The organism is Reyranella soli, from assembly GCF_007992495.1.
GTDB lineage: Bacteria > Pseudomonadota > Alphaproteobacteria > Reyranellales > Reyranellaceae > Reyranella > Reyranella soli.
In genome coordinates this window covers 1-26190 of sequence record NZ_BKAJ01000165.1, presented here as the reverse complement: position 1 = coordinate 26190, position 26190 = coordinate 1, and the positions used below count along the sequence as shown (strand labels likewise).

24 protein-coding genes are annotated in these 26190 nt (G+C 62.3%); 17 read left to right on the top strand and 7 right to left on the bottom strand.

The genetic code is table 11. The features are described 5' to 3' along the window. The 4 genes from RSO01_RS38075 to RSO01_RS50070 all read left to right on the top strand — a co-directional run. The coding region (locus RSO01_RS38075; protein ID WP_147155812.1) for a tetratricopeptide repeat protein at positions 1-1132 on the top strand (1132 nt) is incomplete at its 5' end. Further along, positions 1129-2937 carry an adenylate/guanylate cyclase domain-containing protein gene (locus tag RSO01_RS38070; protein ID WP_147155811.1) on the top strand — a complete coding sequence of 603 codons (1809 nt, stop codon included), beginning with the start codon at positions 1129-1131 and terminating at the stop codon, positions 2935-2937. The genes RSO01_RS38075 and RSO01_RS38070, both read left to right, overlap by 4 nt. A gap of 647 nt (positions 2938-3584) precedes the next feature. Next, a complete protein-coding gene (locus tag RSO01_RS38065) occupies positions 3585-4052 on the top strand; it encodes a helix-turn-helix domain-containing protein (RefSeq protein ID WP_246159095.1) in 468 nt (155 codons plus the stop codon). A 56-nt stretch (positions 4053-4108) separates the two neighbouring features. Then, positions 4109-4594: a thermonuclease family protein gene (locus RSO01_RS50070; RefSeq protein ID WP_170303671.1), complete on the top strand. Its 486-nt coding sequence runs from the start codon at positions 4109-4111 to the stop codon at positions 4592-4594. On the opposite strand, the gene RSO01_RS38055 is transcribed toward RSO01_RS50070, so the two are convergent. The 3 genes from RSO01_RS38055 to RSO01_RS38045 form a co-directional block, all read right to left on the bottom strand. Then, positions 4503-5597, bottom strand: a complete 1095-nt coding sequence (locus RSO01_RS38055) for a glycosyltransferase family 4 protein (protein WP_147155810.1) — start codon at positions 5595-5597, stop codon at positions 4503-4505. The genes RSO01_RS50070 and RSO01_RS38055 overlap by 92 nt on opposite strands. A gap of 88 nt (positions 5598-5685) precedes the next feature. After that, complete coding sequence (locus RSO01_RS38050; protein ID WP_147155809.1) at positions 5686-6264, bottom strand: response regulator; 579 nt, start codon at positions 6262-6264, stop codon at positions 5686-5688. A 69-nt stretch (positions 6265-6333) separates the two neighbouring features. Next, positions 6334-6789 carry an Hsp20 family protein gene (locus RSO01_RS38045; RefSeq protein ID WP_147155808.1) on the bottom strand — a complete coding sequence of 152 codons (456 nt, stop codon included), beginning with the start codon at positions 6787-6789 and terminating at the stop codon, positions 6334-6336. A 309-nt stretch (positions 6790-7098) separates the two neighbouring features. Between RSO01_RS38045 and RSO01_RS38040 the strand changes: the two genes are divergently transcribed. From RSO01_RS38040 to groL, 5 genes are all read left to right on the top strand, one after another. After that, entirely contained in the window at positions 7099-7509 is a 411-nt protein-coding gene (locus RSO01_RS38040; protein ID WP_147155807.1) for a hypothetical protein, read from the top strand. Between the two features lie 147 nt (positions 7510-7656). After that, on the top strand, positions 7657-8160 hold the full coding sequence (locus tag RSO01_RS38035) for an Hsp20/alpha crystallin family protein (RefSeq protein WP_147155806.1): 504 nt from the start codon (positions 7657-7659) through the stop codon (positions 8158-8160). Between the two features lie 105 nt (positions 8161-8265). Next, the gene (locus RSO01_RS38030; protein ID WP_147155805.1) at positions 8266-8964 is read left to right on the top strand and encodes an NADH dehydrogenase ubiquinone Fe-S protein 4; all 699 of its coding nucleotides are present in this window, start codon (positions 8266-8268) and stop codon (positions 8962-8964) included. Between the two features lie 145 nt (positions 8965-9109). Beyond that, the gene (locus RSO01_RS38025) at positions 9110-9424 is read left to right on the top strand and encodes a co-chaperone GroES (protein ID WP_147155804.1); all 315 of its coding nucleotides are present in this window, start codon (positions 9110-9112) and stop codon (positions 9422-9424) included. 44 nt (positions 9425-9468) lie between these two features. After that, positions 9469-11091 (top strand): chaperonin GroEL, encoded by a 1623-nt coding sequence (gene groL, locus RSO01_RS38020; RefSeq protein ID WP_147155803.1) that lies wholly within the window; start codon positions 9469-9471, stop codon positions 11089-11091. A gap of 62 nt (positions 11092-11153) precedes the next feature. On the opposite strand, the gene RSO01_RS47885 is transcribed toward groL, so the two are convergent. Then, a complete protein-coding gene (locus RSO01_RS47885) occupies positions 11154-11318 on the bottom strand; it encodes a hypothetical protein (RefSeq protein WP_170303670.1) in 165 nt (54 codons plus the stop codon). 209 nt (positions 11319-11527) lie between these two features. On the opposite strand from RSO01_RS47885, the gene RSO01_RS38015 reads away from it, so the two are divergent. Next, entirely contained in the window at positions 11528-11854 is a 327-nt protein-coding gene (locus RSO01_RS38015; protein WP_174825983.1) for a hypothetical protein, read from the top strand. 506 nt (positions 11855-12360) lie between these two features. Continuing rightward, positions 12361-13680, top strand: coding sequence for a vanadium-dependent haloperoxidase (locus tag RSO01_RS38010; protein ID WP_147155802.1), 1320 nt, complete (start codon positions 12361-12363; stop codon positions 13678-13680). A gap of 441 nt (positions 13681-14121) precedes the next feature. Here the strand turns inward: RSO01_RS38010 and RSO01_RS38005 are convergent, their stop codons facing one another. Then, a complete protein-coding gene (locus RSO01_RS38005) occupies positions 14122-16272 on the bottom strand; it encodes a TonB-dependent receptor (protein WP_147155801.1) in 2151 nt (716 codons plus the stop codon). Positions 16273-16453: 181 nt separating this feature from the next. On the opposite strand from RSO01_RS38005, the gene RSO01_RS38000 reads away from it, so the two are divergent. The 5 genes from RSO01_RS38000 (at position 16454) to RSO01_RS37980 (ending at position 21709) form a co-directional block, all read left to right on the top strand. Then, on the top strand, positions 16454-17533 hold the full coding sequence (locus tag RSO01_RS38000; RefSeq protein WP_147155800.1) for a cyclase family protein: 1080 nt from the start codon (positions 16454-16456) through the stop codon (positions 17531-17533). 108 nt (positions 17534-17641) lie between these two features. Continuing rightward, entirely contained in the window at positions 17642-18442 is an 801-nt protein-coding gene (locus RSO01_RS37995; protein ID WP_147155799.1) for a metal ABC transporter ATP-binding protein, read from the top strand. 9 nt (positions 18443-18451) lie between these two features. Continuing rightward, positions 18452-19318, top strand: coding sequence for a metal ABC transporter permease (locus RSO01_RS37990; RefSeq protein ID WP_147155798.1), 867 nt, complete (start codon positions 18452-18454; stop codon positions 19316-19318). Positions 19319-19331: 13 nt separating this feature from the next. Further along, a complete protein-coding gene (locus RSO01_RS37985; RefSeq protein WP_147155797.1) occupies positions 19332-20246 on the top strand; it encodes a metal ABC transporter solute-binding protein, Zn/Mn family in 915 nt (304 codons plus the stop codon). A 263-nt stretch (positions 20247-20509) separates the two neighbouring features. Further along, on the top strand, positions 20510-21709 hold the full coding sequence (locus tag RSO01_RS37980; protein WP_147155796.1) for a DUF7453 family protein: 1200 nt from the start codon (positions 20510-20512) through the stop codon (positions 21707-21709). A gap of 14 nt (positions 21710-21723) precedes the next feature. Here the strand turns inward: RSO01_RS37980 and RSO01_RS37975 are convergent, their stop codons facing one another. After that, positions 21724-22740: a sugar ABC transporter substrate-binding protein gene (locus tag RSO01_RS37975; RefSeq protein ID WP_170303669.1), complete on the bottom strand. Its 1017-nt coding sequence runs from the start codon at positions 22738-22740 to the stop codon at positions 21724-21726. A gap of 587 nt (positions 22741-23327) precedes the next feature. Between RSO01_RS37975 and RSO01_RS37970 the strand changes: the two genes are divergently transcribed. Then, positions 23328-24020 carry a 2-phosphosulfolactate phosphatase gene (locus RSO01_RS37970; RefSeq protein ID WP_147155794.1) on the top strand — a complete coding sequence of 231 codons (693 nt, stop codon included), beginning with the start codon at positions 23328-23330 and terminating at the stop codon, positions 24018-24020. 1254 nt (positions 24021-25274) lie between these two features. Here RSO01_RS37970 and RSO01_RS37965 read toward each other — a convergent pair. Continuing rightward, positions 25275-25703: an ATP dependent DNA ligase gene (locus RSO01_RS37965; protein WP_281291592.1), complete on the bottom strand. Its 429-nt coding sequence runs from the start codon at positions 25701-25703 to the stop codon at positions 25275-25277. Positions 25704-26190: the final 487 nt, after the last annotated feature.

The window sequence follows — 26190 nt, the reverse complement described above, 5'->3', positions numbered from 1 at the left end:
GTACTTCGCGGACGGCGTTGTCGACGAGATCATCACTGCACTCTCGCGGTTTAACTCGCTATTCGTCATCGCCCGCAACTCATCGTTCACCTACAAGGGCAAGTCGGTCGACATCAAGCAGGTAGGCCGGGATCTTGCCGTTCGCTATGTCCTGGAAGGCAGCATAAGGAAAGCGGCCAATCGGGTTCGTATAACGGGCCAGCTCGTCGAGAGTGACACCGGCAATCACCTATGGGCAGATCGGTTCGACGGGGCACTTGAGGACGTTTTCACCTTGCAGGACGTCGTGACCGAAAAGGTCATCGCCCATTTAACTCCCAGCGTCGAGCGGGCTGAGATAGAGCGGGTAAGGCGCAAGCCGGCAGAAAATCTCGGCGCCTACGACTGCTACCTAAGGGGGCTGGCGCTGTTCCAGACCCTCTCCAGGGAGAACTTCGACGAGGTGATTGGCCTGTTCAGACGTGCCCTGGAGCTTGACCCAGAAAACTCGTCTGCGCTGGGGAGGCTGCTCGCCTGCCTTGCCAATCGCGCAGGCTGGGGAATTTTCGACCACACCGCGAGCGACCGGGCCGAAGTTGCACGGCTCGTCCCCCGCGCCGTCCTCATTGGCCGAGACGATGCGGTTGCCCTCGGCCACACTGGCTACGCCATCGCCTACGTCTTGCGCGATCTGGCCTTCGCGCGCGAGCAGGTCGACCGTGCCCTGACACTAAATCCCAACTTGGCCGGCGCTTGGACCTACAGCGGCTGGATCCATCTGTGGTCAGGCGATCCAACCACGGCAATCGAGCATCTGCTGCGTTCGATCCGGCACGACCCGTTGGGCATCGCCGGCGGCAGGCGTTCGGGTCTCGCGCATGCGTACTTCTTCCTGAATAGGCACGAGGAGGCTCTGCAGTGTGCCGAGGGCCATGTGCGAGACAATCCGAAAGCCCATCCGGCGTATCGGATCGGTGCCGCCAGTGCGGCCTTGGCTGGAAGGATGGATCAAGCCCAGAGCTTTGCCGCCGCCCTCAAGCAGATTGATCCGGCCTTCCGCGTCTCGCGGCTCCAAGACCACCTTGGCCCTTACCAGCGTGAGTTCCTGGAAAAGTACAAGCAGGGCCTGCGACTTGCGGGACTACCCGAATGACCGAGCAGCGCCGCCTTGCCGCCATCGTGTCGGCTGACGTCGCCGGCTACTCCAGGCTGATGGGCCGAGACGAGAGCGGTACCCTGGCGGCATTGAAAGCAATGCGGCAGGAAGTGGTCGACCCGGCGATCACCAGCCACGGTGGCCGCGTCGTGAAGACCACGGGCGACGGCTTGCTGCTGGAGTTCCCGAGCGTAGTCAACGCGGTACGGTGTGCCGTCGAGGTGCAGACGTTGATAGCTGAGCACAGCGACGAGGTGCCCGACGACCGGCGCATTGCCTTTCGCATCGGCATCAACCTGGGCGACATCATCGTTGAGGGCGACGACATCTTCGGCGACGGCGTGAACATCGCCGCCCGCCTCCAGGAAATTGCTCCTTCGGGAGGCATCTGCATCTCGAGCCGCGTGCATGACGATGTGCGCGACCGTCTCGAAGCCACGTTTGTTGACGGGGGCACCCAACTGCTCAAGAACATCGTTCGGCCAGTCCAGGTTTGGCGCTGGCAGGCCGGTACAGCCGATCCAGCCCAAATAGCATCCGCGCCAATAACTCTCCCATTACCGGACAAGCCCTCGATAGCTGTGCTCCCGTTCCAGAACATGAGCGGTGACCAGGAGCAGGAGTATTTTGTTGATGGCGTAACCGAGGACATCATTACGGAGCTGTCGCGCTTCCATTCTCTTTTTGTGATCGCCCGAAATTCCTCGTTCTCATACAAGGGCAAGTCGCCGGACGTTCGGCAGGTCGGCAGGGACCTCGGCGTTCGCTATGTCCTGGAAGGCAGCATACGCAAGTCGGCCAATCGGATACGTGTGACTGGTCAGCTTGTAGATAGTGTTACTGGCAACCACATCTGGGCGGAGCGCTATGACCGCGTGCTGGAGGACGTCTTTGCGGTGCAGGAGGAGGTCACCCAGGCGGTTGTGGCTGCGATTGCGCCACAGATCGAGCTGGCGGAGCAGTTGAAGGCCGCCCGACAACGGCCCGAGAACCTCACTGCATACGAAATCGCTCTTCGAGCATACGCCCACGCATTGGAGGGAAGGGACAAGGTCGATCGCGAGATTGTGGACATCGCTATTCGGGAGGCAAAAGAAGCTCTGTCGATCGATCCGTCCTGCGTGCTGGCACTGCATGCACTGTGTGTCGCCCACTCAAATGCGCTGTACACTCAGGTCGCGGATGATCGTGAGCATGCCCTGAAAGAAGTCACGCGGGCGGTCGAGCGCGCGATGGAACTCGATGGTACGAACGCGATGAGCTTCGCGCAGAGAGCCATAATCGTCCTTCTGAGCGGTCAACTGGATCGCTATCCAGACGCCCTCGTTGACGCCCGTCGTGCCCACGAACTGAACCCCAATGATACATTTGTGCTGCGCCTTCTTGGCACTCTGGAAGCCGCAGTAGGTCAGCACGAGCAGGCACTTAAATATGGAAAGCAGGTGCTGCGTCTGAATCCGCGTCAGGCGCGCAATCATATGGCTTATAGCCTAATGGCATTTGCCAGTTTCGGTGCCAAGAACTACCGTGAGGGAGTTGATTGGGCAGCGAGGGCGCTCAACGACATGGCCACCTATGTGCCTGCCCACAACAATCTCATCGTCTGCCTGGTCGGTTCGGGCGAGATTGACAAAGCCAGAACTGCATTCGATGTAGGCCGGGCCCTCGCGCCTCAATATTTCAAAACCAGGCTAGACGGCACGTCGTCATATGCTCAGCCAAGCGACCGCTCGCGCGCTATTACGTTCCTGCGCATCGCGGCCGGCCTAGAAGACCCCAGCGCCGCCGAGGGGCTGCGATGACCACCAAACGGTGCGCGTTGCTGCCGTTTGTCGGCTGGCTTTTGTATAGTCGGATGGCGGCATGATGATCGGGTCTTTCGTGCCAAATTGAGCAGGTCATGGCCGCCGGCTGCGCCAAGTCTACCCACCGTTGGCGCTCCCCGACCAGTGTTGTTCGCGAGCGAGAGGTTTCTAGGAATACCGCGACGCACTATTCATGGTCAGGAGTCAATCGCGGGGAACTGCCGATAGCGCTGACAGAACTTAGGCGCAATTTCGCGAAATAACTTGTACTCGAACGGGGGCGCAGCGGGCTGGCCAGTGCGCTTGCGGTAACGGTCAGTCCGGCACCTTGGAGGACAGCCAAAGCACCTAGCCAACATCAATCGCGTGCGCGCTTCGGGTGCCGAGAGCCGTCAACGAAATGAAGAAGCTACCAGCGCTTGCAGCACCGGTCTCCTGGTTGTGCTAGTTCAATCCATTCATCAGGCGCGGCCCCACTCGCCACGGCGAGTATTCGGCGCCAGAAGCGGGCACGCTGAGCAACGCAACGACCAAAGCCAGTGCTCTCATTGGCTTCCCCCAAATCGGTCGTGATGTGGTAGAACACTACCACCTTACGGTGCAGCGTGCATCAGGCCACTTAACAACCAAAGCCGGAGCGAAGCTTGGCAAAATTTCATCCTGTAGACGCGTACGTCGGTAATCGAATGCGGCAGCGGCGAACACTTCTCGCCATGAGCCAAACGAAGTTGGGCGACGCCGTCGGCCTCACCTTTCAGCAAGTCCAGAAGTACGAGCGAGGCGCCAACCGCATTGGTTCGAGCCGTCTTTATGAGTTCGCAAAGGTGCTAGATGTGCCGGTGTCCTATTTCTTCGATGAAATGCCGGCCAATGCGCTCTCGGGCCGGCCGATGGCAGGGCGCAAAGGCTTTGGCGAGGCCGGCACGCCATTCGAGCAGGAGAAGGATCCGCTGATTAAGCGCGAGACGCTGGAGCTGGTGCGGGCGTACTACAAGATCCGCGAAGGCCGCGTGCGCAAGCGTATCTTCGAGATGGTCAAGGCCATGGGTGCGGTGAGCCATGCCGAGGCGCTGAGCGGCCGCAAATCGCGCAAGTCTGCTAAGGCCGGCTGAGGCAGCGGACTGCACTGCGATGGGCAAGCCTCTTTTGCTCGCGGCAGCTCTGGCAGTTGCTTCGCCTTGCACTGCTCAGACCATCACTGACGGCGACACACTCAAGCCAGGGCGGCGTCACCTATCGCCCCTGGGGCATCGACGCTCCTGAGCTCGCCCAGACCTGCCCCGATGGCTGGCCGGCGGGCCGAATGGCAGCGACCAGGCTGCAGGCGCTGACGGCAGGTCGGTCGGTCGTCTGCCAGGAGAAGGACCACGACCGCTACGGCCGGACCGTCGCCATCTGCCGAGTTGGAGGGAGAACTACATGGACCAAGAGGCCGCAGCGAAGGCAGATCGACTCGGCGTGCATGCCCACGATTGCCAGCCGCCGTGGGAGTGGCCGCTGCGCGGGTGCAATGTTCTCCATGTATGGCCCTCTGCGCGATGCGTGCCCTTACTTGAAGCCTGCTACGCCACAGCCTGCAGCGATTGCTGATCGCCTCCGGCGCGCCGCAGGCGGGCAGCATCGCGACACACGCCGGCGAGGGCGCGATAGGTAGACAGGTAGTCTGCGGCCATCCGCTCAACGGTAAAACGTTGCTCGAAGACGGCTCGCGCCTGTGCGCGGTCGAACGCGGCAAGCCGCTCGATTGCAGCCACAGCATCCGACTCGTTGTCGACAATGAAACCGCTTACGCCGTCATCGATCACCTCCGGCACCGAGCCGCAGTTCCAGGCGATCACGGGAGTGCCGCAGGCCATGGCTTCGATCATCACCAGGCCAAACGGTTCGGGCCAGTCGATCGGAAAGAGCAGCGCTCGAGCGTTGCCCAGGAAGGACGCCTTCTCGGCGTCATTGATCTCGCCGACGAACTCGACGTTGTCGTGGCGTGCTACCAACGGCGCGATCACCATGTCCCAGTACGGGCGGTCGACCTTGTCCACCTTGGCGGCGATCTTGAGCGGCAGACCGGCACGGGCGGCAATCTCGATAGCGCGATCGGGCCGCTTCTCCGGCGAGATGCGGCCGAGGAACGCGAGGTAGTCGCCTTTGGGCTGCGGCGAGAACGGCAGCAGGTCGCGCGGCAGCCCGTGAGGAATCGTTCTCGCCCAGTTCACGGCAGGCATCGGGCAGCGCTGGCTGTCCGAGATCGAGACCAGCGGGATTTCCGGAAACGCCGCATAGAACGGCTTCAAATCGGGCAGGTCGAGCCGACCGTGCAGCGTCGTTAGCGTGCGGTCGGCGATGTCGCGGATGAGCGGGAAATGCAACAAGTCGATATGGAAATGGATGACGTCGAAATCGTCGGCACGTCGGCGCACCTCGTCCAGCATCACGAGGTGGTAGGGCATATGGTCCTTCACCGCCGCATTGAGACGCAGCGCCATGCCGGAGCAGCGGACCAACTTGGCCGCAGTCCGCGAATCGCCGCTGGCGAACAGGGTCACGTCGTGCCCCTGGCGGACCAGTTCCTCGGTGAGATACGAAACGATCCGCTCGGTGCCGCCGTATAGGCGCGGCGGGCAGCGTTCGGCGAGCGGGGCGACCTGGGCAATCTTCATCGACAACACCTCCTCGAACTGAGCGAAGCATCGACAAGGAGGCGGCCGCTCCGACGGGACGCAGCCGCTCCACGTATCGCTGAAAGCGTTAGATTGGCGGGTAGACCCTCTCCCACGGGACGGCCGATCCGCCAGCGGGCCAGCGGTTGTCGTTGGCGACCTGACGCCGCCGTTCCATCGCCTTCCCGATGGCCGCGAGCAGGATTTCTCGCGTGAAGGGCTTTTCGACTACCGGCCGCTGCTTGTGCCGCGACGGCACTGGCCCGAGCACCCCCGTCGTCAGATAGATAAAGGGCACATCGGCAAAGGCCAGCAGATCGGCGATGGGCAGCGGCGCTCGCCGGTCGATGTCGAGATCGAGAATGGCGCAGTCGATGTCTCCGCGCTGGATCATGCGCTGGATCTCGGCCACCGTGGTCGCCGGACCGACGACCCGGTAACCCGCCTCATGCAGCAAGCGCTGCAAGTCGAGCGCCATGATGGCATCATCAACGACCACCAGGACCTTACCCTGCGGCAGATCGAGAGTGGCGAGCGACGGTGGCGAAAACCGCACCGCCGCCGGCATCGCCATGGGCATAGGCTGCGGTTCGAAGCTCTTGCTGTGTTCTGTGAGCCGCCGGTTCCACGTATCGCCAAGCGTGGAAGCGGCTGACGGCGTCGTCATACCCTACCTCCTGTTGGAAATGCGCCAGTGGGACCGGGCGCCGACGGCGCCCGGTCCCACACCGGACAGTTACTGCTGGCTGATCGTGCGCGGAGTCGACTGCGCCTCGATGCGGATCGGCCGCGGCTTCTTCTCCTCTGGCAGCTCGCGCTGCAGGTCGATGGAAAGCAGGCCATTCTGCAGCTTGGCCGCTGTCACGCGGACGTGGTCGGCCAGTTGGAAGCGGCGCTCGAAGTCGCGCCCGCCGATGCCGCGATAGAGGTACTCGATGCCTTCGTTGCGGTCGGGATGGCCCTTGCCCGTGACCAGGAGCTCATCCTCCTTCTGGGTGACGTTGAGCTCGGCCTCGGTGAAGCCAGCCACGGCCATGACGATGCGCCAGGCATCATCGGCCGTCTTCTCGATATTGTAGGGCGGGTAGCCGCCAGGACTGGGCTGGCCGGCCATCGAATCGAGCATGTCGAAGACGCGATCGAAGCCGACGGTGGCCCGATACAGGGGAGCAAAATCGAAGTCGGTACGCATTGTCATCCTCCTCATGAGCGATGGGTCTGCGACCGGCCCCCCGCAGGGCGGCCGGCCGTGCGAGGCAGGCCCTTCCGGGCCCGCCGGATGTCGATCTAGGAAAAGCCGGCAAGACGTCAAGGTCTCGCCACGTCAAAAAAAACGCGGTCGCATACATCCCTCTCGGCGATGGCGGGCCGCCGATGGCCCGCAGGAGAAGCTCGTCGTCGGATCGCGCAACGACCTTGCCCTGCCCCCGAGTCCTTGAAGAGCCAGTCATTCCACTACAAATCGCAGATTTTGCGCCGCGTGCGGATTTGGGAGCCGTGCATGAGCAAGAACAGGACGTGGATGGGCCGCGCGATCGAGGAGTTGGACCGGGGCGAACTGGAGGCTGCGCTGGAGGCCGCCCTGAATCTACTGCGGTCCGTCCCATCGGCCTCGCTTGCCCGATCGGATGTCGAGGTCAGAGAAACCGCTAGCGGGACAGTGGTCGGTCGCGCCTTCAAGTGGGCTTTCATCCCAGCGGGCCAGTTGTGGTCCGAGGAGGACCGCCGAGAGGTCCAGACCAGGCTGGACGAATTTGCACTACGGCGTGGTTTGCAGGGCGCAACGGTGCGGTTCGGTCCAGACCGGCTCGACGTTGAAGTCCCGCGCCGCCTGCAGGTCGAGCAGGTCATCGCTCTTCAAGAGTGGCTGGACTCGGAACGGGAAACGCTCGACGTCAGCCGGGTCCCATGAGGCTTGCTTAGGCCCTTGACGCGGAATGTCGAGCACCTAGATCGCCTGCCGCCGGTCGCCCGAAGAGAGCCGTGCCTACCGCATTCCAGGCCCCTCCCTTTCGCGGCTGCCGGCCTCTGTACCTAACCAGATGCAAGGAGACCAACGATGAGTGTGCGTGATCTCATTCCCTGGGGGCGCAGCAACAACCGGGCCCCCGTTCCCTATCGCGACGACGATCGCAGCCCCTTCCTTTCGCTGCATCGCGAGATGAACCGTGTCTTTGACGACTTCTTCCGCGACTTCGACATGCGCCTGCCGATGATGGGCAACGCCGGCTTCGCCGGGGGATGGCCACAGATCGACCTTGCGGAAACCGACAAGGAGGTCACCGTCACCGCCGAGTTGCCGGGCATGGAGGAGAAGGACGTCGAACTTCTCATCGAAGATGGCATGCTGACGCTGAAGGGCGAAAAGCGGTCGGAGACCGAGGACAAGGATCGCCAAGTATCCGAACGCTACTATGGCCGATTCGAGCGCCACGTTCCGCTGGGCGCCGAAATCCAGGCGGACAAGGCCAAAGCGCGCTTCAAGAACGGGGTGCTCACGGTCACCCTGCCGAAGAACCCCGAGGCGCAGCCAAGGGCCAAACGCATCGCCATCAACCATTGATCTGGCGACGCCGAGGAATAGTGGCGAGCACCCCTGCGGCCAAACCGGCCGCAGGCCCCGCCCTGATCCGTCGGCGGCCTTTTGGAACATTCGGGAGGGAAGAACATGGAGAACCCCGCAACACATGCCTTTCGAACCGGCGTTCGTCCCGCGGCGGCGAATGACAACCGACGCCACGCGCCGCTCACAAAGCCCGCGTTTCCAGCCGATGCCGTGGCGCATATCCACCGGCCGTGCCGGTCCGCCATGAGTTCCGCGCCCGGCGGGGCCAGGTGGCGCCTGGAGTTCGAACCGCGTAGCGCGCCATTCCTCGATCCCTTGATGGGCTGGACCGGCGGCAGCGACCCGCTGCGCCAGCTGGCTCTCAGTTTCCCCACCCTCGACGCCGCCTTGGCTTATGCCAAACGCCAGGGGCTGCGGACGATCGTCCATCACGATGCGCAGTCGCGCAGAGACCAACGCGACATCGCCAAACGCGCTTTCTCCGACGGCACGCTGCGGCACTTGGGGCTGGGCCGGCTCGAGAAGAGCTACGGCGAAGCCATGGCGCAAGCCAGCCGGGGTGAGGAGGCGCAACGCCAGCTGAGCGATGCGCCGATGGATGTCGTGCTGCGGTCGGACCTGTCGGTCAATGAGAAGCGCTCGATCTTGATGAACTGGGCGTTCGACCTGCACCTGATTTTGCAGCGGCAGTCGGACTACGCTGCGGCGTCTCGACTGTCGGAAATCGAAGAGGCGGTGCTCAAGCTGGAAGGCAGCGGAGGCGCGAGGCCGGTCGCCGCCGCGCCGCGCGAGGCCGCCTAACCCTCCGCGGCCGGGTGGCGTGCGGCTGGCGGAATGGCAAAAAATTTACGGCGGAAACTTGACGCCGCCCACATGGATTTCCAAATCGCCATCGGCCGGCGGCCGCGCCGCTGGACACACATTGTTCTGCACCAGGAGGATTTGCATGCATCTCCGCCCTCTGCACGATCGTGTCGTCGTGCGCCGCATCGAGGTCGATGAAAAGACCGCCGGCGGCATCATCATTCCCGACACGGCCAAGGAAAGACCCATGGAGGGCGAGGTTGTCGCCGTCGGGCCGGGCGCCCGCAACGAGCAGGGTCAGCTCGTGCCCATGGACCTCAAGGCCGGCGATCGCATTCTGTTCGGCAAGTGGTCTGGCACCGAGGTCAAGATCGACAGCGAGGAGCTGTTGATCATGAAGGAAAGCGACGTGATGGGCGTGCTCGACAAGAAGTCGGGCCTGCGCCGCGCCGCCTGAAGACCATCCACCGTTCAACGCACCCAGAAAGGAGGTTTGGGTCAATGTCCGCCAAGGAAGTGAAATTCTCGATGGAAGCGCGCGAGAAGATGCTGCGCGGCGTCGATATTTTGGCCAATGCGGTCAAGGTGACGCTCGGTCCCAAGGGCCGCAATGTCGTGATCGAGAAGAGTTTCGGCGCGCCGCGCATCACCAAGGACGGTGTCACGGTCGCCAAGGAGATCGAGCTTTCCGACAAGTTCGAGAATATGGGAGCGCAGATGGTTCGCGAGGTCGCGAGCAAGACCAACGACCTTGCCGGTGACGGCACCACGACCGCGACCGTTCTTGCGCAGGCCATCGTGCGCGAAGGCGCCCGTGCGGTGGCGGCCGGCATGAACCCGATGGACCTCAAGCGCGGCATCGATCTCGCGGTCGCGACGGTCGTCGAGGATCTCAAGAACCACGCCTGCAGGGTCACGAAGAACGACGAGATCGCCCAGGTCGGCACCATCTCGGCCAACGGCGACACGGAGATCGGCCGCCATCTCGCCGAGGCGATGGCCAAGGTGGGCAACGACGGCGTGATCACGGTAGAGGAGGCCAAGAGCCTGGAGACCGAGCTCGAGGTCGTCGAAGGCATGCAGTTCGACCGCGGCTTCGTCTCGCCCTACTTCATCACCAATACCGACAAGATGCGGGTCGAGCTCGAGGATCCCTACGTCCTCATCCACGAGAAGAAGCTCACCAGCTTGCAGGCCATGCTGCCCGTCCTCGAGGCCGTGGTGCAGACAGGCAAGCCGCTCCTGATCGTGGCCGAGGAGATCGAAGGCGAGGCGCTGGCCACGCTGGTGGTCAACAAGCTGCGCGGCGGACTGAAAGTCGCGGCCGTCAAGGCGCCAGGCTTCGGCGATCGCCGCAAGGCCATGCTGGAAGACATCGCCATCCTGACCGGCGGTACGCACATATCCGAGGACCTGGGCGTCAAGCTCGAGAACGTGACCCTGCAGATGCTGGGGCGCGCCAAGAAGGTGATGATCGACAAGGACAACACCACGATCGTCGAGGGAGCGGGCACCAAGAAGGACATCGACAGCCGCATCGCGCAGATCAAGGTGCAGATCGAGGAAACGACGTCGGACTACGACCGCGAGAAGCTGCAGGAACGGCTGGCCAAGCTGGCTGGCGGCGTGGCAGTGATCCGCGTCGGCGGCGCCACCGAGGTTGAGGTCAAGGAAAAGAAAGACCGCGTCGATGATGCGCTGCATGCCACGCGCGCGGCCGTCGAGGAGGGCATCTTGCCGGGTGGCGGCGTCGCCTTGTTGCGCGCCATCAAAGCGCTGGACAAGGTAAGCACGGCCAACGATGACCAGCGCGCGGGCGTCGACATCATTCGCCGCGCCATCCAAGTGCCGGCGCGGCAGATCGCGCTCAATGCCGGCGAGGACGGCTCGCTGATTGTGGGCAAGCTCCTGGAGAAGGACACCTACGATTGGGGCTACAACGCCGCCACCGGCCAGTACCAGGATCTGGTGGGCGCCGGCGTTATCGACCCGGCAAAGGTGGTGCGCACGGCACTCCAGGATGCCGCTTCCGTGGCATCCCTGCTGATCACGACCGAGGCGCTGGTCGCCGATGCGCCCAAGCAAGGGGACAATGTCGGCGCGACGGGCGCGGTGGGCATTTAGCGAAGGCGATTGGGGAGACGGGAGAGGGCCGGCGCGCCGGCTCTCTCTTGCCATCCTACCTGCTAATCGATGGCTTCATACGCTGGCTGACATCGCGCATGAACAGCATGTGCGAACGCGTCCTTCAACTTGGTCATGAGTTCCTTGTCATCCACCATGGCGTGCTGTGCGTAGGCCATCGAGACGAGGGTGGCAGAGAAGAACAGGAATACCAAAGAGCGTTTCATTGCGACCTCCATTGCGCTTCTACGGAGGTCTGATCGCCATCGCCCAAGAAACCATGTTTGGACGGCGACCCGACCAACACCAGATTTCATCGAAACCAAGAGGCGTACGCGAACGCGAAAGCTTTTAGCTCGAGTGGCACTCAGCAGCGTGATCTCTGCGATACGAGATTATGCGATTCGCTCAACAGGGGAACAATGGCTGGACCTGCATGGATCCCGGCGGCGCCCCAATGTGCGCTGACAAGGCTGCCATGGAGTGGGCAGAAGCCTGGCAGAGCAAAGGGCCAGCGCCGCAGAAACTCGGCTTCATCTACATGCTGAACGGTGACAATGGGGCAAGCAACACCGACCCCTATGCCACCAAGGAGACCCCGGACAACAACTGGGTGAAGACCGGACCGCATGTGATGATTGTCGGCAGTGAAGCCAAGGCAATGATGCAGTCCTACCCACGGGACGCCAAGGCCGATCCGAAAAAGCCCTACGTCATGTGGCCTGGAACTCCGTACGAGCATCTTATGCTTCCCACGAAGTGAGAAGCTCTCGTCGACTGCCGTTTCGCGTAGGCACTAGTGGTTGGTTGCGTTGCATAGCCTCCAGCGGGGGAGCGCTAGATGCAAAGTCGGCTCACTATGACCATAGCGGCTACGTGCATCCTGTTCTCGGTATCTGGTCTCGCGCACGACGACGCCTACTGGATTCAGCGTAACCCGGACTACACGTCGGCTATAGGTCAGCATTGTTGTGGGCCTAAGGACTGCTTCCGCATCTCGCCCGACCTTGTTTACGAGGACGGCAATGTGATCACCTACTTGCCGACACAGCAAAAGTTCAGGCGCGGCACGAGGGGGACTTACCTCAGCGAAACGGATGACTGGTGGATATGCGAAGCTCGGCGGTACCCGGGCTTTAGTTACCCACCAGCCATTTGTCTCTTCCATCCGTTCCACAGTCAGTAGTGCGTAGTCGCTTAACCCTGCCGGTGAGCGGCCAACCAGCTGCACGCTGCATCTGCTCATAACTGATAACAGGAGGATGTATCATGAATTCGATTCGTGCCATCATCTTGGCTGGAGTATCACCACTGGTACTTTCCACGGCAGCTTTCGCCGACAATGCGGTCATCCGGGCGAATGAGAACATGGGCCTGGCCATGATCGCCGCCTGCCAATCGCCGGTTGGCAACCCGTTCCACGAGTCGCGCGCTTACGCGATGGCCAATCTAGCGATCCACGATGCGCTGAACGCGATACAGCGCAAGTATCAGCCTTACGCCTACGACAAGAAAGCCGACGCCGGAACGTCGGCCAACGCTGCTGTCGCCGCCGCGGCCTACCATGTGATGGCTCCGACAGCGGCCAAGATCCCGGCCGAAGTGCTGTCGAGCCCCAAGTGCCTGGAGAATGCCAAGGCCGTCATCGAAGGCAGCTATGCTGCGGCGCTGGCCGTCATTCCGGGCGAAACCGACCAAGAGAAAGCCGCGAAGGAGAAGGGCATCGCCTTGGGCAAGGCGGCGGCCGAGGCGGTCCTGGCCAAGCGGGCGAACGACAACGCCGATACCGGCGGACCGTACATCAACAAGACCTGCCCGCCTGCCAATACTCCAGCGGGCAAGTATCAATGCACACCGGGCTTTCCATTCGTTGCTTTCGAGAAATGGGAAGTCGTCGCGCCCTTTGTGCTGAAAGAGCATTCAGAATTTCGGCCGGGTCCGCCCTACAAGGTGGACAGTGTCGAGTTCAAGAAAGACCTTGCGGAGGTCAAGAGGCTGGGTAGCGACGGCAAGGCGATGCCGACCACCCGGACACCTGAGCAGACCGAGATCGCGTTGTTCTGGTATGAAAGCTCTCCACTCAAGTGGGGTCGCATTGCCTACACGATTGCCAACGACAAGGGGCTCGACCTCTGGGACAGCGCCCGTTTGATGGCCGTCATGCAGATGGGCCAGGCGGACGGCTATCTCGCCATGGTCTCTGGCAAGAACTTCTACAACGCGTGGCGACCAGTGACGGCGATCCACGCCAACGGCGACAAGAATTGGGTGCCGCTCATGCCGACCCCACCGGATCAGACCTACCCGTCGGGCCACTCCATCGAGGGTGGCGTGGGTGCGGCGGTGCTTAAGGGCTACTTTGGCACCGACCAAATGAACTTCAAAGACTGCGGCGCAACGATGGAGCTCGGCCACACTTGCTGGGATGACAAGCCGGTGATGCGGTCCTACACGACATTCACGCAGGCCGCCGACGAAAACGCCATTTCGCGTGTCTACATCGGCTTCCACTTTCGTAACGACACCGCCGAAGGAACAGCCTACGGCAGGAAGATCGCGAGCGTGCGGCCACGCTCCTACCTGCCGTAAAGTGATATAACCAAGGAGAAGAGGGGGCGGTAAAACGCCCTTCTTCTTTGGACGCATCACCTTTCGCATTATGGCCGCGATGAAATCTGCGTCACTACGAGCTGTACGCGGAATGCAAGAGCTACGACCAAGCCAGGGCGTACATCGACGACTAGGGAAATCAGTGCCAGGCCGCCTCCGATTTCGGGCCGGTTCCACTTATACGACAGGTGCAGCAGAGATAGCCCCATAGCTGCCATCTATTTGCTGACTAAAGTTGTTTCGACACGCCGGCTTCGCAGGTACCCCTGCCGTGGGTATCGCGGCCACGCTTAACCATGAGACTTTTGTGCTGGCGCCGGTAGCGGTTTCTGGGCCGGGTGCGCTGTCTCGCCTGCCTTTGTAGTTCTTTGTGCTCGCGGCCGTAGGTGCTGTGCCGGCGTTGTTGGTGCGAATGCGAGTTCAGAACTTTTGTGCCAACGTCAGCAGGAAGGTCTGGCGTTGCCCGAACTGGGAAGCGCCGACGCCAATGCCCAGGCCGTTGCGGATTTGATACTGGTTGTCGAACAGGTTGATGACGTCGAAGCGCAGCTGCGTTCCCTTGCCGAGACCGATCGGTATCTTTTGCACCAGCGATGCGTTTACGACGGCATAGTTCGGCAGCGACAGATCGTTGGGCGTGACGACGGTGGTGCGCAGGCCGCTGCCGAAAAGGATGTCGGTTGAGACCTTGGTCGCCCATTCCCTGTCGGCGTTGAAGGTATAGGCGGCGCCGGTTGAAAAAGTCCAGCCCTGGGTATGGTCGAGGGTGATGTAATTGTTGGCGATGTAGGCGAGTTCGTCCGCACCGAAGCTGAACTGCGCAGAATTGATGTTCTTGCCCATGCTGTTGCCGAACGCGCCATTGAAATAGACCGACCAGGGCCCCTCGTCGTAGCTGGCGGTGAATTCGACGCCTTTGATGATGACATTGGCATAGTTGAACGACGTGCGCGTGACAGGCGCGCCGAACTGACCAAAGTCGAGCGAGTTCTGGGCGATCTTGTAATAGGCGCCGAGGCCGAGCGTCAGGCCGGGCAGGGGCGTGGCTGTGACTCCGGCGTCGAAATAGTCGGCGCGCTCTGCTCTCACAGGATCGCTGGTCGTCACTTCGGGAAAGGCCACGGTGCCGGCCAACGCCGCGATCGACCCGGCGCTGATCTGCAGCAGCGGCGGTGGCGTGAAGTAGCGTGCATAGCCGATACGGGCTGTGAACGTTGAGCTGGGCTGCCACACCACGTTGACGCGTGGGCTCAGCTGGTTTTCCTGAGTGGCGCCGTTGATGGCGTCGAAACGCGCCCCGAAATTCACCGTGACGGTTGGCGCGATCCGCCATTCGTCCTGCATGTAAAGACCGTAGGTCCAGCCGGTCAGGTCCGAGCCATCGGTGAAGCCGACGGGATTGCCCGATGCGACGAAGCCTCCGTCCGGATCGTCGGGTTCAGGCACCAGCGGGAGGGTATTGCCCTGGGTGAAGCTGGTTGCGCGCTCGCGCTGCACGAGGAACCCGCCGCGTAGCGTATGGGCGTTGGTGACTTTCCAGGATCCGTCACCCTGCACGCCAGTGCTGAAGCTCGTGCGTTTCGTCCGCGGCGCGATGCCGTTGTACAGCAGGTCGCCAAACGCATCGGGTTGGTAGAGCAGGCTGGAGTAGCGAGTGAAGGCCGACAGCTGGAAATTGAGGTTTTCGTAGCTCTTCTGGAGCGAGGCGACGGCAAAATAGGTTTGTTCCCACTGGCGCTGATCGAGGATCGAGCTGTTCCAGCTATTGACCCCGTTCACCGTGAAGTTGGGGGCCACGAAGGGGCTATTGGGGATTTGGAAATTCGAGCTCGCGCCGCCGGCGATGAAGGAAAGCCGCGTGTTCTCGTCAACGATACCTGTGACCTTTGTAAGACCGTACCACTGGTCAGTATCGTCGTGGATCGGCGTGAACGACGAGGTCGGATTGTCGATGCCCAGGCCGTTGTGAATGTACTGGCCGGCCGCAAAGTAGTCGATCTTCCCGGACCGACCGCCGTAGGAGAAGGCGGGCTGCGCGTAATTGCGCGAGCCACCGGTGATGGAGAACTCGGCGCTGGGATCGGTGGTGCCGGATTTGAGCGTGATATCGACCACGCCCGCTGTTTGCAGGCCGTACTGGGCAGGTAGCGCGCCGGTCAGCAACGACATCCGCGCCGCGTAGCGCGTGGCCAGGACGTTGTTGAACAGCGACAGACCCTCCGGCAACTGCACACCGTCGAGCCGGTACTGAACGTTGCCCATGTCGCCGCGCACATGGATCTGTCCGAAGCTGTCCTGCACCACGCCGGGCGCGCGCAGCAGCACCTGGTTCAGCGGTGTGTTCTCGCCCAGAGGGACGTTGTCGATCGTGCGCGGCGTGAAGGCGTAGGTCGTGGCGCCGAGGCTCGGCTGGATGGAACTGCGCGCTTCATCGAGCCGCGTCGCGGTGACGGTGATGCTGAGTGAAGGATTGGTGATCGGCGACTGCGGGTCCGCCTGGGCGAGCGCCGGGCGAACGGAGAGAAGGGCTGACCCTGCAACCACGGTTGACACGCCGAAGCGCCACCGCATCGTCTCCCCCTGTGTTTCCGAGCGGCCTGCAGAAGGCGCAAAAGACTGTAATGCAATCTTGCCCTTTGGCAGGTGAAACCGGAAGTGTCATGCACGCCATCCGGGCGAGGCTTTAGGTATGCAGGCGAAGACGCAGGCTGTGTGCCAGTTTTGTTGACATTGCCCAGGCAGTAGGCAAGCCTTGTTGCAGACCCTGTCAAACGGGGCGCGCGGCGTCGGTCGCGCACAGCAGGAGGAGATTGTCATGCGACTCATGTCAGCTCTGACGGGAATCGCCTTCGTGACCTCCATCGCGATGGCTTCGAGTGCTTTTGCACAGAGTGATTGCACCAAGACCGTGCCACCGTCGCCGTTCGGAAAGGACGACCAGACGGGCGCCAGCAATCGCATCACGCCAGCCGTGACGAAAGCCGCGGCAGCAGAGATCAAGGACGGCACGGTCATCAGCCTGACCAACCCGCTGGTCGATGGCGTCCCGCTGTTCGGGTCACGCTTCACCAAGTCGGTGCTGACGGCGGGCGGCCTCGCGCCAGGAGCGGCGCTCGGCAAGAATGATCTCACCTACATGGAAGACACCTGGCTCAGCCAGAGCCATGTCGGCACGCATCTCGATGGCATGGGACACATCGGTAGGGGAGACTGCTATTACAACCAGAATGCCATGGGAAAGAACATCAACCAGAACAACATGACCAAGCTCGGGCTCGAGCACCTGAAGCCGTTTGCCACGCGCGGTGTGTTCATCGACATGGTCAAGGTCTATCAGCAGGCCAACAAGCTGAAGACCAATGCCAACTGCCGCTCACCGTGCATCGACAAGGGAACTGTCATCACTGCGGAAGACCTGCAGGCCGGCCTGAAGCTAACGAATACGACGCTGCGCGAAGGTGATATCGTGATCATTCACACCGGCTGGGGTGATCTGTTCCTGCAACATCCCGCCAAGAACACCGAGTACAACAGCGGCGAAGCGGGTCTTGGCAAAGCTGCCGCGAAATGGCTGATCGACCAGAAGATCGTGGCTGTCGGCTTGGACAACTGGGGCCTCGAGGTGATCCCCAGCGAGGACCAGAACGAAGCGTTTCCGGTGCATCAGATGCTGCTCACCGACAACGGCATTCATATTATCGAGAACGTGCGCACCGATCTGATGGCGGCGCAAGTCGCCAGCAGCAACCGTGGGACGTTCTTCTTCTCGATGACCGTACCCAAGGCGGTCGGCATGACCGGAACATTCGTCGCGATCGACGCCATACAGTGACGTAAGCATGGCAGGGCGGCAGCCGTGTCCGGTGCCCCTTCGGGGGCCCCGAACCTGGCTGACCGTCGCCGCGGCCGGAAAGACAGGCGCCATGGACCGGCGGAGCGGATGAGCGAAGCGAGCAATCGGGATGCAGCCGGATCCCAGCCGCGCAACGGCAGGCACGGGCGCGTTACAGTGCGAGATCTCACGGTGGGCTATCGTGAGCGCGTCGCCGTCGAGGCCGTATCCGGTGTCTTTGTCGCGGGCTCGCTGACGGCAATAGTCGGCGCGAACGGGGCGGGTAAGACCACGCTTTTGCACGCCATCGCCGGGCTTATCGCGCCGCGGCACGGCTCGATTGAAATTACCGGTGCAGAAGTTCCTGCCGATCTCGCCTACCTGCCACAGAGCGATTCCATCGATCGGGATTTCCCGATCTCGGTGCTTGAATTCACCGCGCTCGGAGGCTGGGCAAGGATTGGCGTTCTGGGACGTGTCCCGATGGAACTGCGGCTGCATGCCATGAGCGCCCTACAGGCCGTCGGCCTCGACGATCTTGCCGGTCGCATGCTCGGCGAGCTCTCGGTGGGCCAATTCCGACGCGCCCTGTTCGCCCGCGTCATCGTGCAGGATGCGGCGATCGTCCTTCTCGACGAACCGTTCGCCGGCGTCGACGCCGCCACGAGCGACGAGCTGCTGAGGCTCATGCAACACTGGCATGGCGAGGGCCGTACGGTGATGGTCGCCCTGCACGACCTCGATCAGGTCCTGGCGATCTTTCCGGCGACCCTCTTGCTGGCGCGCAAGGTAATCGCCTGGGGCGAAACGGTGACGGCACTGACGCCGGAGAAGCTCCTCGAGGCCGGTTTAGCCGCACTGCCCGGAACCAGAGCGCGGTCGCGTCCGGCGATGCCGTCCTCGCGGTGAGCGGTCCACATGAGCCTCTGGTCCATCCTCGTTGTTCCCTTCGCCGAATACGCCTTCATGCGAACCGCACTGGTCGCTTGCATTGCGCTTGCGGTTGCCAGCGGCCCGCTCGGCACGTTGCTTCTGCTGCGGCGCATGGGTCTTTTCGGCAACGTCCTCTCGCATGCGGTGATGCCGGGCGCAGCGATCGGTTTCGCTCTCGCGGGTAGCGCGCTTGCGGTGCTGAGCATTGGCGGTCTCATCACTGGCCTCGCCATGGTCCTTTTCATGATGATTGGTACGCGGTTCGGCGAACAGCGCGAGGACGTAAGCCTTGCCGCGTTCTATACCGCGTCGATCGGCGTGGGTGTCCTCGTCGTGTCGCTACGCGGCACCAATGTTGATCTCATGCACGTGCTGCTGGGCACGGTTCTTGCGATCGATGTCCCGGCGCTGGTACTGATCGTCACCATCGCGAGCATCGTCGTCGCTTCGCTGGCTTTCATTTTTCGGCCGCTCGCGATTCAATCATTCGACCCGGCCTTCCTGCGCGCCACGGGCGGCAGCGACATTGCTTACCGCGCCATATTTCTCGTTCTTATCGTGCTGGATCTCGTGGCTGGCTTTCAGGCGCTCGGCACGCTGCTCGCCGGCGTGCCGCTGCTGCTGCCGCCGGCGGCAGCGCGCTGCTGGGCGCGGCGCATTGGTCCGCTGGTCGGCCTCAGCATTGGCTTTGGCATCGTGGCCGGTTATGCCGGATTGCTCGCGTCCTACCATCTCAACGTGCCGTCGGGGCCGGCGATCGCCTGTGCCGCGGCGCTCATCTACGCCGCTTCAACTCTCGTTCCGGCAAGCCGTATCCTGATGACGGCACTCAAGGCAACCAGGCCAATCTGAAGGAGGGGTAGTGATGCGTGTCCGTCTTGCCCGGCGACATTTCCTCACGACGCTGCTGGCGCTCGCCGGGACCCACGCTCAAGCCGCGGAACGAGCCAAAGTGGTCGCGACCTTCAGCGTGTTGGGCGACATGGTCGGCCGCATCGCCGGCGACAAGGTACAATTGGCGACGATCGTCGGTGGCGACGCGGATTGCGAGCTTTATCAGCCTACGGCGGCTGACGCGCGGGCCGTCGCCGATGCGCGACTGTTCGTCATGAACGGCCTCAATCCTCGGTTCGAGCCTTGGGCCGAAACCCTGTTGAAGCGGGCGCCGTTCCGGGGCACGAAGCTCGTCGCCTCGCAGGGAGCGAATGTCATCATCGACGACCGACCTCGGGGCGCCGTCAAGGGCCCGCAGACCGATCAGCACGCTTGGCACGACCCCGCCAACGGTCTCATCTACGTGGCGAACATCGCCGAGGGACTGGCCCGGCTCGATCCTCCGAACGCCGCCGTCTATCGGGCGCAAGCGGAGCGCTACGCGCAGGAGATCCGTGCGCTGGACGCCTGGGCGAGGAGCGAACTCGCGGCCATACCGAGCTCGAAGCGGCGCTTTATCACTTCTCACGACGGTTTCGAGTATCTCGCCCGCGCCTACGACATCGAGATGACACCGGCGCGCGGCATGGTCAACGATACCGATCCTTCGGCAGAGGACATCGCCCGGCTGATCCAGCAAATCCGCACGACGAAGGTGAAGGCGATCTTCATCGAGAACATGAACGATCCACGTCTGATCGAGCGGGTCGCGCGGGAAGCTGGCGCGACCGTCGGCGGCACGCTCTATTCCGACGCCCTGTCGAAACCGGGCGGCGATGCCGACACCTACCTGAAAATGATCAGGCACAACGTTTCGACGCTCAAAGCGGCAATGCTGAAGAACTGACCATGCGCATGCGGGCGGCTTGGCGACAATCAACCCGGGACTCCTGGCCGACGAGCTCGATCCTCGGCCCGACAAGCCGCCGCTTGGGCATGGCGCTTGTGGCCATCGGCGCGTTATGGGCAGGAGTGCTTTGGGTGATCCTGACGCCGCCACGAGAGGCGGTGGTGGCCTCAGCGCCATCCCTCGAGGTCACAAACCTGTCCGCCACGCCGCAACCGGAAGCGCCAGCGGGACCTCGGCAGGTCGGGTTGCGCGTCTTGGCCATGACCGGTGAGCCCGTGGGCATCAACGGCATCTTCGACCGCTTCGGCCTCGAGCTGATGACCATGGTCCTGGCTGCCAACAACCGGGGCGAGACCGCTTTCTACGCCACCATTCACCGGAGCGCGTCGGAGGAGGGGCTGTTTCTCGCCAAGGCCGACGGGAAGATCGCGCGCATCGCGGTCGCCGGGGATCCCGTTCCGGATCGAATGGGTCAGCTGATCGCCGGCTTCGGCGAACGGCCCGCCCCGGTCATGAATGATGCCGCCGACATCGCCTTCACCGCCACGCTGGGCGGCGGCCGGGGTGCGGCCAGCGTGTTCCTCGCCAGCGAAGGCAAGCTGCGGACAATCGCTTCTTCGGGCATGAAGGCGCCGGTCATCCTCGGCGGTATTGGCGTTTTCGTCGAGTTCGAGGCCGTGTCGCTCAACAGTCGCGGTGATGTGGCCTTTCTCGCCTGGGTGCGACACGGGCGCGAGACCATCGAGGTGGTCTATGTCGCCCGGAAAGTGGGTGCCGTCCATCAGCTTACAAAAGTCGCTGCAACCGGTGAGCCGGCACCGGGCGGCGGTTTCTTCACGGGCTTCGGCGCGCCGATCGTCAACGACAAGGGGGCCGTCGCCTTTCCAGCCATCGTCAAGCTGGGTCCGGCGCTCGGCGCCATCTTCGTCGCTCCGGCCGAAGCGCCCATGCATCTGCTCGTCGGCACGGGCGATCCGGCGCCGACAGGCGGCATCTTCGCCCGCTTCTCCGAAAGGATCGGCTTCGACGATTCCGGTCGCGTTGCCTTCGGCGCCTTCACCAAGGGAACAGGGCCGGATTTCGGCATCTTCATTGCCGACGGTGCCGACCGGCGGACAATCGCGGCGAAAGGGCAGCCGGCCCCAGGCGGCGGCGTCTATTCGTCCTTCGGCGCCTGGCCAGCCATGAGTCATACCGGCGCCGTGGCCTTCGTCGCTGGCACCGAGAAAGGGCCTGTTGCCGATGGCGTCTTCCTGATGACAGCCGACGGGAAGGTGGCGCGCGTTCTCTCGTCGGGCGAACCGCTGATGGACGGCGGCAAGTTCAGCTCGTTCGGCCTCTATCCGACCGTTGCCATCGCCTCGGATGACTCCGTCAGTCTCCTCGGCCTCGTGGAGCGTGACGGTGAACAGAGCAATGCGGTCCTGCGCTACGGTCTTGCGCCACTGAAGCCTCGATGAGGTGGACCGCAGGGTCAGTTCATGTCGATCGGAGGATAAATTCGGAACACGTTGCTTGCCGTCACCAGGACATGGCTGGTGAACGCGCGTGCCGGCACGGTCTCGCCCTGCAGCATCTTCCAGGCCAGAGGCAGGGCATCACGGCCATAGCGATCGAGAAAATACGCCACCGAACCGAGCACGACGCTGTTGCGGTTGTTCGGATGGATCACCTTGTTGGAGCTGGCGCCGCCGCGGACTGAAGGGTCGCAGCCTTGGCTGACGATCACGGTGTCGGGCACCCGGCCCACCGTCTCGACGGCGATTTTTGCCGCAAGGGCCGTGGCATCGTCGAGCGTTGCCACCAGGATCTGCGCGCCGCTCTCCTTGGCAATGAAGCGCCGCAGTTGCCCCTGTGCCTCGAGAAAATTGCCGCCGCTGTCGAGCTGGAGCGGCGCGACGTTCGGAAGATGCCGATTCATGCCCTCGGTGATCCCGACGATGCGAGCCTGGACAGCCTTCGAGGGATCCTTGACGGTGCCCAGGATTGCCGCGGCAAGGACGCGCCCGGGCCACGTCGTCAGTGCAAATTTGCCCAACGCCTCGCCGGCGATGCGGCCGGCCACGCGATTGTCCGCGGCGTAGAGAGGTGCGTTGCCGACCGGATAATTCACCGCCAGGACGGGAATACGCGCGGCGGCCAGACGTCGGGCGACTTCGTCGTTTGCCGCCTGGTCGTCGCAGTACTGAATGTACAGGTCGACCTTGCGTTGTATGGCATCTTCGGCGTTGGCGATGGTTTTCGCTGGTTCGCGGGCATTGTCATAGAGCACCAGGTCGATCGGCAGGCCGCGTGCGCCGAGCACGAAGCTCGACCGAACCTCCTCACCCGAAAAACCGAGACCTTCGAGCCGTGCACCGGGATCGTTAGTGATGTTGGCGAAGCCGACTGTGAAGCGACGTTGTTGCGCGACGGCGCGTGTCGGCGCTGCCAGCGCGACTGCGCCGGACAAGAATGCGCGGCGCCGTGCAAAAAGGGGCGTTCGAACCATGGCTAATTTAGATCCGTGCGAAGTCATCTAGGCAAATCCATGCCCGTGACTATAGGGGCAAGGTCGGACATTGCCATCATTCGAGACAGCTCGGGGGCGCCCTGGCAGGTCAGCGCCACGCCGGTTGTTGCCTTGATCAGCAGCAATCCAGGGAACAGCCACATCCACTAGGCGTCGCGCAGGTTGGGGCACCGGCGTGTCTCAAGAAGCAGGTTGCTCACTCCTCAGGAATGGTAGGCTTGCCTAGACGGAGCGTACCGCGCTGGAGTGAGGCGATGCGGAGAATTGTCGATGTTTTCATAAGGGACAGGCTGGCAGCCTCCTACCCGGTGGTAATCGAAGAGGACGGCCGCCGCCCATCGACGAAGAATTTTATTAACTATGTACGGTGGCGAATGAACAGGAACGTTTATTCGGCTGAAGACATCAAGGTCGCAAAGTTCGTTGTCCGCGAAGCGCGTGGTGGTCGTCCATGAGAAGAAGTCGACTGCCCGTCGTCGATGTCCCATTTAAATCAGTCAGTGGATGTCGAAAGCCGCGGCGACTGCCACCAATTATCAACGGTACGGAGGTTTTAGGGAAGTCCTATGGAAGTTGTCATACGAAGTCTTGCTGAGGGCGCCAAGCAGGCTGTTGGACGAGTGGCCATCATCGATGTGTTTCGCGCCTTTACAACTGCCGCAGTGGCTTTGGCGAATGGCGCATCGCGCATCATTATGGTTGGCACTCTCGAGGAAGCCCTGGCGTTGCGCACTAATGGCATTGGCCAGGTTTGCATGGGGGAGGTCGGCGGCCGGGCTCCGCCAGGCTTCGACTTCGGTAACTCGCCTTTCGAGGTCTCTGGTGCCGAGTTTCGAGGGAAAGCCGTCATTCAGCGCACAAGCGCAGGCACACAGGGTATCGTTCTCGCCGAAAAGGCCGAACGCATGTATGCGGCATCGCTAGTTGTCGCGAGCACTACCGCAAAGGCATTGCGAACTGGGACACCTGATTTCATCACTCTCGTGGCGATGGGGAACAACGCCGTCTCGCGAGCCGATGAAGACGAGTTATGTGCCATGTACTTGCGTAGTCTTCTCCAAGGGAAGCGCGCAAACGCTGAAGCCGTCCGCGCCTTGATCTTGGCGAGCGAAGAGGCCGAGCGTTTTGGCGATCCGGCGCGGCCGCATTTTCACCCACGTGACCTCGAGATTGCGCTTGATATAGATCGATTTGACTTCGCAATTCGAGTCATCACTAGAGAAGGCCAGGCTGTTGCAGAAATAGAAAGGCCGGCGTAGTCGCGGACGAACGAAGGCCTGACGGCGTGAATCGGAGATTTAGTGCACCTTTCTATTCCAAAATTCGTCGGTCAACTGAGTTAATTCGCCGATTATCTCCACCCACACCTGCTCCGCTGACGCGTCGTGTTCCGCGCGGAGCTCATCCAGCCGTCGTCGCGCGTGTGGCAACGCCGAGGCACCAAGCTGTGCCAGTAATATCTCGGCTATTACGCGTGGGTTGCGCTCCGGCATGTCTTGAACTTCTCCGGGTGCACAGGTGCTTATCGCATCATAGCGATCATTTCATTTTCGTGACAGTCTTAGCAGTCAAGATCGACGTGCCGGTAGCAGAGCAGGTTCTGGCGGTGGCGGTGTTATCGGCAGCGCTGCGGGTAACGGCGCAAGCAGCGCCAACGGGAGTGGAGCCCGGCGGGTGCGCTGGGCAAACGGTGGCCCACCACCGGCACGCACCGCGGCAGACTGTCCTGTTGAGCGGTGCTCGGCAGGCACAAAAGGGGCGCGAGGCCAGGGAGGCGCTCGCGCCGTCTAGGGAGTAGGTCACCCCCCAAGAGATGAAGGGAGGAGGGAGGGCGGCCACCAGCTGGAGTGTTGCCACCCAGCCACTGCAACAATGCTCGGAAAAGCTTACGACCACCTTTCGAGCCGCGCTCGAAGTGCAAAAAGACGGCAGGCGGTGGCATATGAGGAAGTTCTTGGATCGTCACCGAAGTGTTACCCAGCGCATTTGTCGTCTAGGCCGGCGACGCGGGGGAGGTTTCGACGATCTCTGCAAGAGGCGGAGAACGTTGGATTTCGGTTTCCAATCCTCCGCCATACCTTGTTGAAAATATTGAGTTTTTTTCCGCTTTTGAGGGACCGCCCCCGGACCATTACCCGGCGCGAACTGGTTCCTGGTGACGGCACCCGGCCGCTTTTACAACCCCGCGAACTGACGGTCTTCCGTTCCGGCATACTGCATTGAAATCATTGGGTTTTTCCACCATCTGAGAAGTTGACCCCCCGAATTGATACCCGGCAGTGCCGCTCCTGCGTTAGCAAAGGTGATGGCATCCGCCGCCGCCTTGCGCGATCGGCGCAACGCTATGCTTCCCGATACAGAGACCTCTGCGCCTGTTAGCGCGTAAGTTGCTACGAGCCCCACTTCTTCACGGTCGTCTCTAGCTTCGCTACATTACGCCGATTGGGGGCTCAGTGCATGGCCAGAAGGCTGACACAGGACAATTTGATCAGCATTTCAAAAGCGAAAAGAAATCAGCTGACGCAGTGGTCCTTCGGCGTGTACCTGCACAGCACAAGCGGCCAGACTATCGACGACCTAAAGCTCATTGTGATCGGGATCGCTTCTCTCTTGCGACGCGAACCCTTCAGGTGGCCCGATGGGCAATTATCCTCGCGCTGCGCCTGGTAGGAGACCGGCCGCAGCAAATTGTCATCCGTCCATGTCAGATAGGTGACTTCAACGACCATCTCTGACCGCACCCAGTGCACCCGCGACAGCTTGAGCGGCGAGCCGAAGCGGCTGTCGCGCAGCGGCGGCTCGGCGAGCGGCATGCGCTTGACCTGCAACGCCAGCACGCCGGCCAAGCGCTTCAGCTCCCTATCGGTGATGCCGGTGCCGGCGCGCCCGGCGTAGTGCAGGTGGCCGTCCTCGGTGTAGTAGCCGAGCAACAGCGCACCGATTGGACCGGCTGCCTTCGGGATCGGTCCAGCCCACGACGACGAACTCCTCGCGGTTTAAGCACTTGGACTTCACCCAGATCCCACGGTCACCCGGCACATGCGATCGATCGGCCGCTTGGAGATGGCGCCCTCGAGGCCGAGCTTGCAGGCCTGTGCCCGGAACTGAGGGCCATTGCGGACGACGTGATCGCTGTAGAGCAAGCCGACAACCTTGCGCCGGAACAGGCGCTTGAGCCTGGCCTTGCGCAGAGCGAGAGCAAGCGCCCTCCGGTGTTGCCTTGGCTTTCGCGAGCCTTGCTGGGCGGGATCGGTGCAGCCCAACCACACCGCCCCACCCCAAATAGACGATCTATGACGATGGCGTCGCAGCAGCGCGCATCAGTATGCTTGTTGTTGTGGCCTCTAGCGGTTGAAGGCTAGCTTCAAGCGGTGGCAGCTCGGGATGCGGGTTATCAGCGCCGTAACCATTTTCGAGCGCCCATATGGC